The 15,971-nt window shown below is 73.1% G+C and carries 17 protein-coding genes; 6 read left to right on the top strand and 11 right to left on the bottom strand.

The window, feature by feature from the left end; genetic code table 11:
• Positions 1-154 precede the first annotated feature (154 nt).
• Entirely contained in the window at positions 155-1,039 is an 885-nt protein-coding gene (locus ACIBK9_RS00995) for a cytochrome c oxidase assembly protein (RefSeq protein ID WP_397154187.1), read from the top strand.
• 19 nt (positions 1,040-1,058) lie between these two features.
• Here ACIBK9_RS00995 and ACIBK9_RS00990 read toward each other — a convergent pair whose 3' ends face one another.
• Positions 1,059-2,462, bottom strand: a complete 1,404-nt coding sequence (locus ACIBK9_RS00990; protein WP_397154185.1) for an MFS transporter — start codon at positions 2,460-2,462, stop codon at positions 1,059-1,061.
• Between the two features lie 113 nt (positions 2,463-2,575).
• On the opposite strand from ACIBK9_RS00990, the gene ACIBK9_RS00985 reads away from it, so the two are divergent.
• Positions 2,576-3,970 (top strand): purine-cytosine permease family protein, encoded by a 1,395-nt coding sequence (locus ACIBK9_RS00985; protein ID WP_397154183.1) that lies wholly within the window; start codon positions 2,576-2,578, stop codon positions 3,968-3,970.
• A gap of 77 nt (positions 3,971-4,047) precedes the next feature.
• Entirely contained in the window at positions 4,048-4,512 is a 465-nt protein-coding gene (locus ACIBK9_RS00980) for a hypothetical protein (protein WP_397154181.1), read from the top strand.
• 2 nt (positions 4,513-4,514) lie between these two features.
• Here ACIBK9_RS00980 and ACIBK9_RS00975 read toward each other — a convergent pair whose 3' ends face one another.
• The 3 genes from ACIBK9_RS00975 to ACIBK9_RS00965 form a co-directional block, all read right to left on the bottom strand.
• A complete protein-coding gene (locus tag ACIBK9_RS00975) occupies positions 4,515-4,796 on the bottom strand; it encodes a hypothetical protein (protein ID WP_387679515.1) in 282 nt (93 codons plus the stop codon).
• Positions 4,797-4,831: 35 nt separating this feature from the next.
• On the bottom strand, positions 4,832-5,224 hold the full coding sequence (locus tag ACIBK9_RS00970) for a CoA-binding protein (protein ID WP_352319836.1): 393 nt from the start codon (positions 5,222-5,224) through the stop codon (positions 4,832-4,834).
• 65 nt (positions 5,225-5,289) lie between these two features.
• Positions 5,290-6,054, bottom strand: a complete 765-nt coding sequence (locus ACIBK9_RS00965; RefSeq protein ID WP_397154179.1) for an SDR family oxidoreductase — start codon at positions 6,052-6,054, stop codon at positions 5,290-5,292.
• A 78-nt stretch (positions 6,055-6,132) separates the two neighbouring features.
• Here ACIBK9_RS00965 and ACIBK9_RS00960 point away from each other — a divergent pair, with 78 nt between their 5' ends.
• The 3 genes from ACIBK9_RS00960 to ACIBK9_RS00950 all read left to right on the top strand — a co-directional run bounded on the left by ACIBK9_RS00960 (position 6,133) and on the right by ACIBK9_RS00950 (position 9,577).
• The gene (locus tag ACIBK9_RS00960; RefSeq protein ID WP_387679509.1) at positions 6,133-6,969 is read left to right on the top strand and encodes a helix-turn-helix transcriptional regulator; all 837 of its coding nucleotides are present in this window, start codon (positions 6,133-6,135) and stop codon (positions 6,967-6,969) included.
• A gap of 44 nt (positions 6,970-7,013) precedes the next feature.
• Positions 7,014-7,955 carry a DNA polymerase domain-containing protein gene (locus tag ACIBK9_RS00955; RefSeq protein ID WP_397154176.1) on the top strand — a complete coding sequence of 314 codons (942 nt, stop codon included), beginning with the start codon at positions 7,014-7,016 and terminating at the stop codon, positions 7,953-7,955.
• Positions 7,956-8,077: 122 nt separating this feature from the next.
• Entirely contained in the window at positions 8,078-9,577 is a 1,500-nt protein-coding gene (locus ACIBK9_RS00950) for a M28 family metallopeptidase (RefSeq protein ID WP_397154174.1), read from the top strand.
• A gap of 40 nt (positions 9,578-9,617) precedes the next feature.
• Here ACIBK9_RS00950 and ACIBK9_RS00945 read toward each other — a convergent pair whose 3' ends face one another.
• From ACIBK9_RS00945 to ACIBK9_RS00915, 7 genes are read right to left on the bottom strand one after another with little or no spacing between them, the layout of a single operon-like run.
• A complete protein-coding gene (locus tag ACIBK9_RS00945) occupies positions 9,618-10,223 on the bottom strand; it encodes a hypothetical protein (RefSeq protein WP_397154172.1) in 606 nt (201 codons plus the stop codon).
• On the bottom strand, positions 10,220-10,984 hold the full coding sequence (locus tag ACIBK9_RS00940; protein ID WP_397154170.1) for a MerR family transcriptional regulator: 765 nt from the start codon (positions 10,982-10,984) through the stop codon (positions 10,220-10,222). Before ACIBK9_RS00940 ends, ACIBK9_RS00945 begins: the two co-directional genes overlap by 4 nt.
• A gap of 33 nt (positions 10,985-11,017) precedes the next feature.
• Positions 11,018-11,689, bottom strand: coding sequence for a 2OG-Fe(II) oxygenase (locus tag ACIBK9_RS00935; protein WP_397154168.1), 672 nt, complete (start codon positions 11,687-11,689; stop codon positions 11,018-11,020).
• Positions 11,686-12,438, bottom strand: coding sequence for a JmjC domain-containing protein (locus ACIBK9_RS00930; RefSeq protein ID WP_397154166.1), 753 nt, complete (start codon positions 12,436-12,438; stop codon positions 11,686-11,688). Before ACIBK9_RS00930 ends, ACIBK9_RS00935 begins: the two co-directional genes overlap by 4 nt.
• The gene (rsgA, locus tag ACIBK9_RS00925) at positions 12,431-13,468 is read right to left on the bottom strand and encodes a ribosome small subunit-dependent GTPase A (protein WP_397154163.1); all 1,038 of its coding nucleotides are present in this window, start codon (positions 13,466-13,468) and stop codon (positions 12,431-12,433) included. The genes ACIBK9_RS00930 and rsgA overlap by 8 nt, the downstream gene beginning before the upstream one ends.
• On the bottom strand, positions 13,461-14,750 hold the full coding sequence (locus ACIBK9_RS00920; RefSeq protein WP_397154161.1) for an MFS transporter: 1,290 nt from the start codon (positions 14,748-14,750) through the stop codon (positions 13,461-13,463). The genes rsgA and ACIBK9_RS00920 overlap by 8 nt, the downstream gene beginning before the upstream one ends.
• Positions 14,747-15,964, bottom strand: coding sequence for an arginase family protein (locus tag ACIBK9_RS00915; protein ID WP_397154159.1), 1,218 nt, complete (start codon positions 15,962-15,964; stop codon positions 14,747-14,749). Before ACIBK9_RS00915 ends, ACIBK9_RS00920 begins: the two co-directional genes overlap by 4 nt.
• Positions 15,965-15,971 lie beyond the last annotated feature (7 nt).

The following is a 15,971-nucleotide window of genomic DNA, read 5'->3' as shown; positions in this document are numbered from 1 at the left end:
GGATCGAGATTCGGCAAGCGGCCCGCAAAGAGGGGTGTCCCGCCGGGCCGGCCCGGCGTCCCGCTCGAATAGTGGATCACGTGGGAGGCGCCACGGGCAGGCCGCCGGTCCTCGCCGGGCGGCTGCCGCGACACATGGGCGAGGTGATCGATCTGTGCCGCATGCTCACCACCTGAGCGGGTTCTGGGCCGCGCCGGCGCTCGTCGTGCTGGTGACGTACGTGGTGCTGGCCGGGCGGACGGCGTGGAGCCGGTGGCGTACCGCGAGCTTCGCCGGTGGCTGCGCGCTGGTGACCGTGGCGCTCACCGACCCCGTCGCCGCGCTGGCCGCGACCGACTTCCGCGGCCACGTGCTGCAGCACCTGCTGATCGGCATTCCGGCGCCCCTGTTCCTGGCCCTCGGCGCGCCGGTGACGCTGCTGCTGCGCTCGCTGCCGGTCGCGCAGGCCCGCCGCCTGACCCTGTCGCTCCGCGGGCCTGCCGTCCGCCTGCCGGCCAACCCGTGGACCGCGCTGGCGCTCGGCGCCGGCGGCATGGCGGCCCTGTCCTGCACGCCCCTGTACGGGCTCGTCCCCGCGCCGCCGGTGCACGCGTACCTCCTGCTGACCGGTTACCTGTTCGCCTGGGTCGTCGCCGGGCCCGACCCCGCGCCGCGCCGCCCGCCGGTGCCGGTGCGGCTGGCCGTGGTCGGGGTGGCGGTCGCCGTGCACGCGGGCCTGTCCCAGGTGATGTACGCCGGATGGCTGGACCTGCCGGTGCCGTCCGACCAGCTCAGGGGCGCGGCGGAGATCATGTTCTACGGCGGGGGCGCCGCGGAGCTGCTGCTCGCCCTGGCCCTGGCGGCGTCCTGGCGGGTCCGGCGCACTCCCGAGCACGCCGGCGTCGAGCTGCTCGCCCCCGGGCTGACCGTCCGGGTGCCGGGGGAGCCCGAGCCCGTCCGGCGGATCCGCGTCCCCGACCGCGAGCCGGCGAGGACGCGCGGCCCGCTCACCCCCGCCGAGTACGGCGACGAGGACGATCCGGACCCCGCCGACCTGTAACCGCCCGGCAGCAGCCCGGTCAGTGGGCGGCGCGGGAGCGGAAGAGGTCGTAGAGGGCGGCGGCCAGCGCCATGACCACGAACCCCAGCACCACCCACAGGCCGTGCCGGAAGGCCGTCGGCCAGCCCTGCGGCAGCGAGCCGAAGAACGCCGAGCCCGCCGCCGCGATGCCGATCGCCGACCCGAGCCGCTGCCCGGTCTGCAGCACCCCGGCGGCGCTGCCGCCACCGGCGGGCGGCACCTCCGACAACGTGATCGCCTGGTTGGGCGAGATCACCAGGCCGCTGCCGATGCCCGCGACCAGCAGCGGGAGCGCGGTCGCCGCGCCCACGCCGGCCCCCGGCACCAGCAGCGTCGCCACCATGGTCGCCAGCAGGCCCGCGATCACCGTCCCGAGCCCCACCGCGACCAGCTTCCTGCCCGCCCGGCCCACGAGCCTGCCGCCGACCACCGACGACCCGGCCGACCCCAGCGCGAACGGCGTGATCGACAACCCGGCCAGCAGCGCGCTGTAGCCCTCGCCGCTCTGCAGGTACAGGGTGAAGGCGAAGAAGATCCCGGTGAACCCGGCGAAGTAGAACAGGGCGATGGCCGACCCGAGGCTGTAGGACCGCCTGGCGAACAGCGACAGGTCCACCAGCGGCTCCCTGGGGTACAGCCGTTCCCAGAGCACGAACCCGGCCAGCACGAGTAGCGCGGCCGGCACGAGCAGCCACTTGGCCTCGCCCTTCCACTGGTGCTGCTGGATGAACGGCAGCAGCAGCGTCGCCACGCCCACGCCGAGCAGCAGCACGCCGACCGGGTCCATGCTCTCCCGCCGCCCGGTGCGCACCGGCCCGGGGGCGGGCTCGGGCAGCCACTTCCAGGCCAGCGGCAGCAGCGCGATCCCGATGGGCAGGTTCACCAGGAACACCCATCGCCAGCCCTGCGCGGCCCCGAACCCGGTGACCAGCGCGCCGCCGATCAACGGCCCGGCGGCGGTGGACACGCCGATGGTCGCGCCGAGCGCGCCGAAGGCCCGGCCGCGTTCGTGGCCCAGGAACATCTGCTGGATCAGGCCGGACACCTGCGGGTTCAGCATCCCGGCCGCCATGCCCTGCACGAGCCGGGCCGCGATCAGCACCGGCATGCTCCAGGCGAAGCCGCAGGCCGCGCTGGCCGCCGTGAACAGCACCACGCCCCACATGAACAGCGTCCTGCGGCTCCTGGCGTCGCCCATCCGCCCGGCCGGGACCAGCAGCAGGCCGAACGTGAGCGCGTAGCCGGACAGCGTCCACTGCAGGCCGTCGTCCGAGGCGTGCAGGCCCGCGCGGATGGAGGGCAGGGCGACGTTGACGATGCTCACGTCCAGGCCCGACATGAACGCCGCGACCAGGCACACGCCCAGCGCCCGCCTGCGCGTGTCGGAACCGGGTGCCTGCATCGCGACCTCTCTGCGGAACAGCGGCAGCGATCATGATTCCCCCCAGGGTGGGAAATATCGTCCTAGGCGGACAATGATTTCTTTGCCGGCCCCCCGCGAAGGAGCAAGTGATCATGGACACGATGGCCGTGGAGCGGAACGGCATCAACGCCGTCCCCGACAGCGAGCGGCGGGGAAGACCGTCCGACCTGTTCTGGCCCTGGGCGGGGGCGAACCTGTCCCTGTTCGGGGTGGCGTTCGGCGTGTACGTCGTCGGGCTCGGCCTCGGCGTCGTCCCCGCCGTCGTGACCGGCGCGGTCGGGTACGCGTTGTCGTTCCTGCTGGTCGGCCTGGTCGCCGTCGCGGGCAGCCGGTCCGGCGTGCCGACGATGACGCTGGGCCGGGCGCCCTTCGGGTACCAGGGCAACAAGCTGCCCGCGGCGTTGTCGTACGTGTCGAACGTGGGCTGGGAGATCGTGCTCGTCACGCTCTCCGCGCAGAGCGGGGCCGCCATCCTGCGCCGCGTGGCGCCCGGGATCCCCGAGACGACCGCCACCGCCGGCTGCTTCGCCGTCGCGGCGCTGGTCGTGATCGCCGTCGGCGTGTACGGCCACGCCATGATCATGGTCGTCCAGCGTTACCTGACGTACGCGTTCGTCGTGCTGACCGTCGTCTACCTGATCCTCATGCTGCCCAGGCTGGGCGGCTCGCTGGAGACGACGGCGGGCCCCGGCGGCTGGGTGGGCGGCGTCATCCTCTCCATGACCCTGCTCGGCCTGGGCTGGGTCAACTGCGGCGCCGACTACTCCCGTTACCTGCCCGCCGGCTCCCGGCCCAGGTCGGTGGCCCTGTGGACGACGCTGGGCGGCGCGCTGCCGCCGATGGTGCTGCTGGTGTTCGGCGTGCTGCTGGCCGGCGGCGACCCGAAGCTGGCCGAGGCGGCGGGCGGCGACCCGGTGGGCGCGCTGGCGGCGGCGCTGCCGACCTGGTTCCTGCTGCCGTACCTGCTGACCGCGATCGGCGGCTTCCTGGCCGGGGCGATCATGGACATCTACTCGTCGGGGTTGTCGATGCTGGCCCTCGGCGTGCCGGTCAGACGGCACCTGGCGGTGCTGATCGACGGGCTCCTCATGGTGCTCGGCGGCTACTACCTGCTGTTCGTCTCCGACAACTTCTTCGGCACCTTCCAGGCGTTCCTGGCGATCATCGGCGTGGTGATGGCCGCCTGGGTGGCGATCTTCCTGGTGGACATGTGGCGGCTGCGGGACGGCGGCCGCGCCTACGACGAGCGCCTGCTGCGTCCCGGCGCGCCCGCACTCAACCCGGCCGGGCTGGTCTCCCTGGTGGTGGCCTCGGTCGTGGGCGTCGGCCTGATCACGTCCGCGGACGAGCACATCGCGGCGGTCGTCGGGTTCCTGATGAGCGACGAGCTGCGGAACAGCACGTTCGGGGCGGCCAACATCGGCGTGGTCATCGCGCTGCTGCTGGCCGGGGTGTTGTACTTCGTGCTCACCCTGCGCCGGCGCTGACCTTCTCAGCACCGGGGAGCTTCCGTTACTGTTGGTGAACAGTTATGGACTTTCCGTGGATGTCTTCCGTATTGCGGTTGCTCAGGTGGTCCGTCCACGGCGCCTTCTGGGCGTCGCTGGCGAGCGCGGTGGTGGCCGTGCTGGGCGAGGAGCGGTCCGCCGAGGCCGCCGGGGGCGTGCTGCTCGGGCTGCTCTACGGCCTGGGTCAGGCGATCCAGGGCGGCCCGCCGCGGCCGATGCTCGGGCGGGTGTGGCTGGGGCTGGTGACCGCGTGCTGGGCCGTGCTCGCGGTGGCGGCGGCGCCGTTCGTGTGGGCGGCGTTCCCGCTGGTGTTCGCCTACCTGCGGCTGCTGCCGCTGTGGGCGGCGACGTTCGGCGTCACGGTGCTGACGTCGGCGGCGATCACGGCGGCGGGCTGGCACGCGGGCGAGCTGTCGGCGGCGCTCGTCGTGGGGCCCGCCGCGGGCACGGCGGTGGTGACCCTGCTGGCGCTGGCCTACCAGGAGCTCTGTGCCGGAAGCGCCCGGCCGCCGGCCGGATGAGGTCAGTTCGGCTCGGGCCGGCGCCAGGTCTCGAACGGCGCGGGGGAGCTCATGCGCTCCTTGAACTCGCGCGCCCTGGTCAGGCAGTCGGGGCAGACGGGCTCGGGCACCGACCGGGCCAGGGCCTCCGGGGCCGGCTCACGCTGGGTGCCGAGCACCGTCCGGTCCGGAGGCAGGCCGGTCTCCGGGTCGATGGTGATCATGGTGACGTTCGCGGTGGTGTAGGGGAACGTGCGCTTGCACGCGAAGCACGTGCCGATCGTGGTGATGTGGTCGTCTTCCATGGATCCGCCCTCCCTCACCGCACCGTACCTCGCGATCAGGGATTGCGGCGCAACGCCCATTCCACCGCGGGGCAGCGGTCCATGACGACGTCGAGCCCGGCGTCGAGGGCGCGCTGGGCGGCCGCCTCGTCGATCACGCCGATGGGCAGCCACACCGCCTTCGCGCCGGCCGCGATGGCCTCGTCCACGACCTGGCCGGCGAACTCCGAACGCCGGTAGACCGCCACCACGTCGGGCTTGACCGGCACCTCGGCCAGCGACGTGTACCCCGGCTCGCCCAGGACCGGCCGGCCCGCCGGATGGACCGGGATGATCTTCTTGCCCCGCGCCTGGATGCGCTGGGCCTGGTCGTAGGCCGTGCGCTGCGGGTCGTCGCCGAGCCCCACGAACACCCACGTCCCGGCCTCGTGCAGCAGCTGCCTGATCACGCGCTGATCCGCGAAACGATCGTCCATGCAGGCGTCAACACGCCGGACGCGCGCGGGCTTCCCGCCTACGCCTGGGCGGTCGGCAGCACGACCACCTGGCGCAGGTTGACGTGCCGGGCCCGGCTGACCGTGTAGCCGATGAGGTCGGCGATCTCGTCGGCGGTCAGCGGGGTGAACGCCTCGAACATCCCGGCGAGCTGCGCGCCCAGCTCGGCGTTGTCGATGTGGTCGCCGAGCTCGGTCGCGGTCAGGCCGGGTTCGAGGTTGGTCACGCGCACGCCCCGCGGGCCGAACTCCGGGCGCAGCGAGGCCGACAGGTGGGTCAGCGCGGCCTTGGTCGCGCCGTAGACCGCGTAGTTGGGGAACGTGACGTGCGCGCCGATCGAGGAGATGTTCACCAGGTCGGCCGTCCGTCCGGCGTCGGCGGCGGCCAGCAGGTCGGCGGCGAAGGCTCCTGTGACGCGGAGCACGCCGGCGACGTTGGTGTCCAGCATGCGCGTCCACTCGTCGAGGCGGCCGTCCTGGACGGGGTTGGGCAGCATCACGCCGGCCGCGTTGACGACCAGGTCGGCCCGGCCCAGCCCGGTGTGGACGACCTCCACGGCGGCGGCCACGCTCGCGTCGTCGGTGACGTCCACGGTGACGGGCAGCGCGGTGCCGCCGTCGGCGTCGATCTTGGCGGCCAGCTCGGCCAGCCGGTCGGCGCGGCGGGCGAGCAGGGCCACCTTGGCGCCGTTGGCGGCCAGCAGGCGGGCCGTGGCCTCGCCCATGCCGCTGGCGGCTCCGGTCACGACGGCGATGCGGCCCGAGAGGTTCTCGTAGTTCGTCATGCCTCTCACCCTGGCCGAGCCGCACGGACTTACCCAGCGCACGGCTTTTCCTGGTAACGGCGGTACTACCCTGAAGCGGTGGAAGGTGATTTGGGGCAGTTTCTCCGTTCTCGTCGGGCCCGGATCCATCCGGCGGACGCCGGGCTGCCCACGTCGGGGCGGCGGCGGGTCAGCGGCCTGCGGCGCGAGGAGGTCGCGCTGCTCGCCGGCGTGAGCGTCGACTACTACATCCGCCTGGAGCAGGAACGCGTCCAGAACGTCTCCGACGCCGTGCTCGACGCCGTCGCCCGGGTCCTGCGCATGGACGACACCGAACGCGCCCACCTGCGCGACCTGCTCCGGCCGGCCAGGCACGTCAGCCGGCCCGTCCTGCGGCCCGGACTGAGCAGGCTGCTCGACCTGGCCGACGGCATGCCCGCGTTCGTCCTCGGGCCCCGGATGGACGTGCTGGCCTGGAACGCGCTGGCCGACCGCGTCAGCGGCTTCGCCGGCGTCCCGGACGGCCGGCGCAACCAGCTCCTCCAGGTGTTCCTGGCGCCGCACACGCGCACCCTCTACCCCGACTGGGCCGAGGTGGCCGCCGACACGGTCGCGTACCTGCGGCTGTACGCCGGGCGCCACCCGGAGGACCCGCTGCTGGCCGAGCTGGTCGCCGAGCTGTCGGCCGACCCCGACTTCGTCCGCCTGTGGGCCGAGCACGGGGTCGCCGAGAAGACGTACGGGACCAAGCGCCTGCGCCACCCCGAGCTGGGCGAGCTGGAGTTCGGGTACGAGACCCTGGCCGTGCCGGGCCAGCCCGACCTGGCGATCGTCATGTACACGGCCGACCCGGACTCCGGCACCGGCCGCGTGGTCGCCCGGCTGCGGGAGGAGATCGGCTCCTCGCGGGAACTCGCCCGGTCCGGCCGTGGTTGAGCCGTGGTTGACCCGGGCGCGGGCCAGTGGGCATCGTGGGGCGGGTGACCGCCGATGACGTCGCCCTGACCAACCTCGACCAGCCGCTGTTCGACGGGTCCGGCGCCACCAAGCGCGACCTGGTCGACTACCTCGACGCGGTCGCCGACCGCATCGTCCCGGCGCTGCGCGGGCGCGCGCTGTCGGTGCTGCGGGTACGGCCGGGCCAGGAACCCTTCATGCAGAAGAACCTGCCCAAATACGCCCCTTCCTGGATCAGGACGGTCAGTGTGTGGGCCGAGGCGTCCCGCAGGCAGGTGTCGTACGCGCTGTGCGACGACCGGCGCACCCTGCTCTGGTTCGCCAACCAGCGGGCCGTCGAGTACCACCCGGCGCTGTTCCTGGACGGCCGGCCCACGCACATGATCCTCGACCTCGACCCGCCCGAGGGCGACGACTCCTTCCCGCTCGCCGTACGGGCCGCCCACCTCGTCCGCCAGGCGCTCGGCGACGCCGGGCTGGCGGGCGCGGTCAAGACGAGCGGGGCCAAGGGCGTGCACGTGTTCGTCCCCGTCCCGCCGGGCACCGCCATGGACGACCTGGCCGCGGCCACCCGGGCCCTGGCCGCCCGCGCCGAGCGGCTCGACCCGGCGCTGGCCACGACGGCCTTCATCAGGGAGGACCGCGCGGGCAAGGTGTTCATCGACTCCACCAGGGCCGGCGGCGCGACGGTCGTGTCGGCCTACAGCCCGCGGGTGCGGCCGGGCGTGCCGGTCTCGTTCCCCGTCCCCTGGGACGAGCTCGACCAGGTCGTGCCCGCCGACTTCACCATCCACAACGCGGCCGGGCTGCTCGGCGGGCGCGACCCATGGGCCGAGCTCATGCCGGAGCCGCGCGAGCTGCCCGCCGACCTGGTCGCGGAGGGGCACACCATCCCGGTGGCCCGCGTCCAGGCGATGCACGAGGGCAAGCGTCGCGCCCGCGCCCGGCGTGCCGAGTCATCGTAGTGTCCGGATATTGACGCATTGGCGTAGGCCGGTAGACCTTCTCAGGGCTGCTTCGACGGGCTACCTTGCGAATCATTGCGGCTCGGGGGATTTCTCCGCATCTCACTCCTAGGGGAGCCTGCATGCGCAGAATCATCATCGCTTTGGTCGCCGCTCTCGCCTTACCCGTCGCCATGGCGGTCCCGGCGAGCGCGGGCCCGCTCGACGACGTCTTCGCCAAGCTGCTGGTGAAGCAGGTCAAGGGCGAGAACGTGAAGAAGCACCTGGAAGCACTCCAATCCATCGCCAACGCCAACGGCGGCACCCGCGCCGCCGGCACGCCCGGCTACAACGCCTCCCGCGACTACGTGGCGGGCAAGCTGCGCAAGGCCGGTTACAAGGTCACGTTCCAGCCGATCAACTTCGTCGAGAGCTGGACCGAGAACAGTCCGCCCACGCTCAACCGGACCGCGCCGGACGCCAAGTCGTACGTGCCGAACGAGGACTTCTACTCCTTCCAGCCGTCACCCGCCGGGGACGTGACCGCGCAGGTCCAGGGCGTGGACCTGACCCTGCCCCCGACCCCGACGCCCACCTCGACCAGCGGCTGCGAGGAGTCGGACTTCGCCGGGTTCGTCGCCGGGCGCATCGCGCTCATCCAGCGCGGCACCTGCGCGTTCGCCCAGAAGATCCGCAACGCGGGCCGGGCCGGCGCGTCCGGGATCATCGTGTTCAACGAGGGCCAGCCGGGCCGGACCGACGCGTTCCCGCTGGACATCGGCGAGTGGCGGGCCAACGTGCCCATGGTCTTCGCCGACTTCGCCGTCGGCAACGAGCTGGCCGCCGGCTCGCCGACCGTGCGGCTCAAGGTCGACGCCAACCTCGTCCTGGGCACCAACGACAACGTGATCGCCGAGTCCCGGTTCGGCGACCCGCGCAACGTCGTCATGGTCGGCGGGCACCTCGACAGCGTGACCGTCGGCCCCGGCATCAACGACAACGGCTCGGGCAGCGCGACCATCCTCGAAGTGGCCGAGGAGATGGCGCTCTTCCCGGTCAAGAACAAGGTGCGCTTCGCGTTCTGGGCCGCCGAGGAGATCGGCCTGCTCGGTTCCGACCAGTACGTCGAGAAGCTGTCCCAGGCCCAGCGCGACCGGATCAGGGTCTACCTGAACTTCGACATGGTCGCCTCGCCCAACTACGCGTACAAGCTGTACGACGGCGACGACTCCGACGGCCAGGGCTCGCCGGCCGGTCCGCCCGGATCGGCGCAGATCGAGCGGCAGCTCGCCGACTTCTACGCCTCCCGCCACCTGCCCACCGTGGGCACCGACTTCGACGGACGCTCCGACTACGGGCCGTTCATCGCGGTCGGCATCCCCGCGGGCGGCATCTTCACCGGCGCCGAGGGCATCAAGACGGCGGAGGAGGCCGCGCTGTTCGGCGGCGTCGCGGGCCAGCCCTACGACTCCTGCTACCACCAGGCGTGCGACACGATCGCCAACATCAACGCGACCGCGCTGGACGTGGACGCCGACGCGGTGGCCGACTCCACGGCCAGGTTCGCCTTCAACCTGAACGGCATCCCGCCGCGGACCGCGGCCGCCGCGAAGACCGCGCTCACTTCGCAGTCGGCACGCTGAGCAGACGATTCCGGGCGGGGCGCCGCCCGCCCGGGATCCCTCAGCGTGCACGGCTCGGGGAGCGCAGGGCGGCGACCGCGGCGGCGGGGTCGTCGGCGAAGAAGCGGATCGAGGTGACCTCGGCCCGCCCGCCGAGCGGCCGCACCGCGACGACCGGCCCGGTCAGCTCCACCGTCACGTTCGTCCTGGACGCGACCGCGACACCCAGCCGGCCGCCGTCCACGCCGATCAGCCCCGCCTCGTTGTAGTTCTGGACGGTCCGGACGGAGGCGATGAGGTCGCGCGGCACGCGCAGGTCGAAGTAGGCGGCGTACCGGACGCGCAGCTCGTCCTCGGTGACCACGTGCGGCCTGGTGACGGAGGCGGCGGCCATGAAGACCACGAACAGCAGGCTGTACAGGTCGCCGACCAGCACCGGCACGCGGATCGCCGCCGGCACGTCGTTCACCACCAGCAGCAGGTCCACGACCGCCGTCTCGACGACCATCGCGAACATGAACAGGCCCAGGGTGAACGCCTGCTCCTTGGCGTACGACACGGCGATCGCCCCCGCCGGGACGCCGTGCCGCCGCCGGGCCGCCCACAGGGCCACGCTGGTCAGCCCCGCCAGCTCGAACCTGAGGACCGCGCGCACCACGCCCATCATCCCGCCCCCTCCTTCGATCCGGTCTCCGTGAGTTCCGTGAACAGCAGCCGGAGCACCTCCGCCTGCGCGGGCGACAACTCCCCGAGCATCGTCTCCATCCAGGACAGGTCGGCCCCCGGGCCGGAGGGCACCATCCCGGCCAGCTCGTCCGGTATGTGGGCGGCCATGTCCGCGGCGAGCGGCCCGATCCGCTCGTCCCCGGCCTGCGCGTCCGCCAGCTCGTCGAGCCGCCGGTACAGCTCGTGCCCGGCGGCGAGCGCGCCCGGCTCGGTCATCGGGCGCATCAGCTCGGCCAGGCCCGCCTGGCCCTCCTCGTCGGACAACATGGTGGCCAGGGTCAGCAGCTCGTGGTCGAACGCCCCGAAGGCCGACCCGCCGCCGCCCAGGTCACGCAGCACGGCCGCCGCGTCGGGGGACATCATCGACTCCGGGCTCAGACCGGGTTGCGCGAGCAACGCCGCCAGCCGGGCCCGCCGCGCCGCGATGGCCTCCTGCTGCCTGGCCAGGTCGGCGTCCAGCTCCTGCAACGCCTCCCGGAAGTCCACGCCCCGGTCGTCGGCCAGCGCGTCCCGCAACTCCTCCAGCGACAACCCGAGCCCGGCCAGATGCCGCACCCGCGCCAGCCGTACGGCGTCGCGCAGCCGGTACTCCCGGTAGCCGTTGGGAAGCCGTTCAGGCTCGGGCAGGATTCCCAGGTGGTGGTAGTAGCGCACGGTACGGGTGGAAACCCCGACCAGCGCGGCCAACTCGCCGATCCGCATGCCCTCATTGAACAGTTTGACGTCGCGTCAAGGTCAAGCCGGTGGGGTTCCGGCTCTCTGGCTGCTCGGAAGGGGCTTCGAGGGTCTGTACTGATCCTTGGGAGCCAGAAAGCCGGTGATCGAGCGCCTGAGGTGGTCGCCCGCGCCCGCCTCCACCGGCCTGACCCGGTGGAACGTCCCGGCCGCCATCACCACGAGCCGGTTCGGTCGCGGCGCGATCGCCGTGGCGGGAAGCGGCGCGTCCATCAGGTCCCTGGCCACGTCGAAATGCACGCACGGCACATCGTCCACCGGGCAGTCGAACAGCTCCAGCTCGCCGCCCCACGTCGCCCGCCACTCGCCCGAGAGGTACAACGTGAACGCCGCTCCGCGTCCACGCCCGTCGTCGTGCCAGCCCAGGCCGCTGCCACGGCCGTAGCGCCAGAATCTGAAATGCTCGCCGTCGGCGAGATCGAGGCCCAAGGCTTCGAGCCCCTTCCTGACGGCCGACCGCATCGCCGCGCCGTGCTCGTCGCCGACCGGCACCGACGCGAACGAGGCGTCGGCGTGGAACGCCACCCCGTCGAAGACCGGGTCGATCGAGCTGAACGTGGGCCGGTAGGTGACCGCCCGCTCCGCCTTCGCCCAGGCGTCGAAGGCTTCCAGGGGCAACGCGTCGTCGATCACGGCGTAGCGCCGCCCGACCGCGGTCGTCACGTCACTCATCCCTGCTCCTCCCGCAGCCGCGTGGCGGCCTGCCGTACCCGTCTGGTGATCTCGCGCCAGGTGTCGTCGCCGGAACGGGTCAGCGCGGCCTCGACCGTGCCGATGTTCGAGGCGTTGACGAAGTTTCCTGTGATGGAGACGGTGTCTCCGGTGTTCATGACCTCGTGCGCCCACCCTCCGGGGACGAACAGCAGGTCACCGGGATGCTGGGTGCAGGTGTACTCGACGTCGCCGACGTCGGGCAGCGTCTCCGCCACGGCCTGGCTCAGCAGGCCGGCTCGCACGGAACGGCGCGGCGACATGACGCGCCACTCCTTCGCGCCGCTCAGCAGCGCGTTCCAGGCCGAGCTGCCCATCGTGTCCAGATGCAGCGGTGTGCCGGTCCCCGAGGGGCCGACGAAGATCCACGTCCAGGCGGGGCGCACCGGTTCCGGCAGCCAGTCGAACCACGAGGCGAACGCCTCGGGCAGCTCGCCGACCAGCTCGTCGCGGCGGTCGTGGACGTTCCAGCACAGATACCACGGGTCGAACTCGCCGCTGTTCAGCGCGAGCGCCTCGGCGAGAGTCATCGTCCGTCGCTCGCCGGTGCGCGTGGCGCCCACCTCCTGGTCACCGAAGCGGGCGAGAAGGCCGCCGTCGCGGACCGTCCGCGCCAGCGGCCAGTCCAGCGCCGCCCGCCTGATGATCAGCGGTTCCCGCCCTCCGGCCACCGCGCGCTCCGTGAGGGGACGGGTGAGTGTCTCAGCCACGCTGACGCCTCCTGATTCCCTTGGACACTGCCTTCCACTTCGCCTTCTCGGCCGCCCGCGCGATCGGATCGTGCTTGCGCTCTTCGTGCGCGAGCTGCCGCTGGATGGCGTCCCACGCGTCCAGGCGGCGTCGCGGCAACTGCCCGGTCTCGACCGCCTGCCGTACGGCGCAGCCGGGCTCGTGCTCGTGACCGCAGTCGGCGAACCGGCACTTTCCGGCCAGCTCGGCGATCTCGGTGAAGACGTCGGTGATCGCCTCCTGACGCGCCGACAGGGTCAGCGCCCGGATGCCGGGCAGGTCGATCAGGACGCCGCCGCCCGTCACGAAGTGCAGCCGACGCGTCGTCGTGGTGTGGCGGCCTTCTCCGTCGCGCCCGACGGCGGCGACCCGTTCGCGGTGGCCGCCGAGGACGTTCAGCAGCGACGTCTTGCCCACGCCGCTCGCGCCGAGCAGCGTCGAGGTCGTCCCCGGGCCCATGAGTTCGCGCAGCCGTGCGACGCCCTCGCCGGTGACCGCGCTGGTGGCCACGACCTCGACCCCCGGCACCAGGGAGGCCGTCTGCTCGACGGTCCCCGGCACGTCCCGGCAGGCGTCGCACTTGGTGAGGGCCAGGACCGGAACGGCCCCGCTGTCCCAGGCCATGACGGTCAGCCGCTCGGCCATCTTCTGATTCAGCCCGCGATCGACCGGCACCGTCACCACGACGGTGTCGAGGTTCGCGGCGAGGACCTGCCGGCCCCGCCCGCCCGGGCTGGGGCGCGACAGCGCGGTGCGGCGCGGCAGCACCTCCATGACCTCGACGCCCCGCATCGTGATCCAGTCGCCGGCGACGGGGGTGACATCGAGCGTGCCTGCGAGCTTGACGCCTGTGTGACGGACCCAGCCGGCCGCCTCGCCGGGGGCGACGGCGCACGCCTCGGCGAGGCTCCCGTGCACGGCGGCGATCCGCGCGGGCACGTGCTCGTCGCGCGGCCACACGGCCCCGTCCGGCCAGCCGAGCACGGCCAGCCCGCGTGTCCCGTCAGGCATCGCGGCCCGCCAGGTCGCCCGCGGACTCCTCGACGAACCGGTCGCGCACGCCCGATCGCGCGACCGCCCAGAGGAGCACCGCCCCGGACGTGACCACGATGACGGCCGCCAGCCCGGCCAGGTACGCCGTCCGCCCCACGAGGTTCGCCAGCGGCAACGCGATCGCGAAGCCCAGTGGCACCATCGCCGTGGTCATCGTGGTCTCGAACGAGCCCACCCGCGAGAGCATCGAGGCCGGGACGGAGAGCTGTACCAGCGTGTCGAAGACGATGCCCGCGACCCCGGCGGTGAGGCTCGTCAGGAACAGGGCCGCCGCGATCACCACCAGGTCCTGCCCGTACGCCAGCGCGATCAGCTGGACCGGCATCGACACCGCCAGCAGGACGACGACGAGCACACCGCGCCACGCGACCCGCACCATGCCGCTCACCAGCGCTCCCAGCAGCCCACCCGCCGCGAGGAAGGTCACGAGGACGCCCCACTCCTCGATGCTCCCGAGGGTGTCCCGCACGGCGATCGGCCCGAGCACGCTCACCGACGCCAGACCGATCTGGGCCGGCACCCAGATGAGGATCGCCCCCAGAACGTACGGAACGCGCGGCATGATGCGCATCGCGTCGAGGAAGCGCACCCGTTCCCGAGGACCGTGCGCCTCGCCCTCCGCGGCCTCCGGCTCCTGGCGGCGCGGCACCAGCCGCCACAACCAGGCCAGCGAGAGCAGGGAGAAGACGAAGGTCGCGGCGTCGAAGAAGAGCGCCAGCGGGACACCCCCGAACGCCACGAGCAGCGCCGCCAGCGAGGGCCCGGCCAGCCTGCCGGTGTCGCCGGCGACACCGAGCCAGGAGTTCGCCTTCTGCAACTGCGTCGGCCGGACCAGCTCAGGCAGGAGCCCGACGGCGCCGGGCATGAAGAAGGCCGTCGCCGCGCCGTACACCGCGGCCGAGGCCACGAGATGCCAGAGCTGCGGCTGCCCGAAGGCGAAGGTGAGCGCGGGGAACAGCTGGGCGCCGAGGCGGACCAGGTCCGCGCCGAACATGACGGGCAGCCGCCCGATGCGGTCGGGCAGGGCGCCCCCGTACGCGACGAAGACGAACCGCGAGACCCACAGGGCCAGCAGCACCATCGGGATGCCCCGCCCGTCGGGTGCGACGGCCAGAGCGGCGAAGGCGAAGGTGACCGCGACGACACCGTCCCCGAGCCGCGAGACCGCCTGCCCCGCCAGGTGGACCCGGAAAGGGAGCGAGGTCAGAGGCGAGGTGGACACGGGTCTGGCCTCGGTCATCCAACTGCTCCAGGGAGGTCGTCCGTCAACGGTTCCGGCTGGTCATGGGGGGCGGACAGGGCCCGCCGGGCCTCTTCCAGCAGGACGGTCACCATCAGGTCCGCCAGATGCCTGGCCGCCAGGTGCCGGCCGGTCGGGGACGGGCACGCTTCCACCAAGTCGGCCCCGACCAGCCGCCCGGCGCCCGCCACCGCACGGGCCACCGCCGTCAGCGTCGCCGGGGCGAAGCCGCCTGAGCAGGGGTAGACCACGTCGGGCGCGTGCACCGGGTCGAGGGCGTCGACGTCGACCGTGAGGTAGACCGGCCGCCCGTCGCAGAAGCGCGCGATCCGCTCGGCCGTGCCGGGCTCGGCGGCCTCATCGGCGGTGAGGTAGGAGACCCGCTCCTCGTGCGCGTCGGCGGCCAGGTCGACCTGTGGGTCCACCCCGCGGACGCCCACGGTGAGCCAGCGCAGGCGGGAATGCTCGGCCAGCGCCCAGCTGACGAAGTTCCCGCAGTCGGCCGTGGCCCGCTCCCCGCGCGGCCTGCGGTCGGCATGCGCGTCCACGTGTACGACGCGGAGGCCGGGGTGGGCGTCGGCGACGGCGCCGATGGCGGGGTAGCTGACCGAGTGGTCCCCGCCCACCACCAGCGGGCGATGCCCCTGGGCGACCACGGCGCCGACCAGCGCCCGCAGCCGCTCGTGCGCCGTCACGCCCGTGTCCGTCGCCGGATCGACGAGGAGGTCGCCGTGATCGGCGACGCCGGGCAGCCCGTCGGCGGGCCTGGCGCGCAACGACCACGACCACGCCCCGTCCTGGCCGAGCAGGCGCAGCCGCCGGGCGAGGGCCGCGCGGATCACGGGGACGCCGTCCCTGGGCCGGGGCCCCGGCGGACCTCCCAGGTCCACCGGCGCCCCGATCACCCCCCACACCGCCGCGTTCGCGCGCTTGCCGGCGGGCAAGGCGAGCGGGGTCACGGCCACGCGGGCCAGCCCGCCGCCGGCCGCCGCCGCCGCGCCCATCGGCACGATCAGCCTGACCCTGCGCAGCGCCTGCTCGGCCTGCGGCGTCAGCCGTACCGCCGGGAGCGTGGCACGGCCGTTCCACAGCTCGCGCAACGGCTCGGTCAGGGCGAGCCGGACGCCCTCGGTGTCGTTGACCAGCTCAGCGCCCTCGATCCGGAACGCCGGGTTGAGCGCCCAGGGCGTCGCGGCCGGTGTGTCGCTCGTCATGGCGCGC

Source organism: Nonomuraea sp. NPDC050227 (assembly GCF_044459705.1).
Taxonomy (GTDB): domain Bacteria; phylum Actinomycetota; class Actinomycetes; order Streptosporangiales; family Streptosporangiaceae; genus Nonomuraea.
Note: the sequence above shows the minus strand (reverse complement) of the source record. Positions and strands in the feature narration are given on the sequence as shown.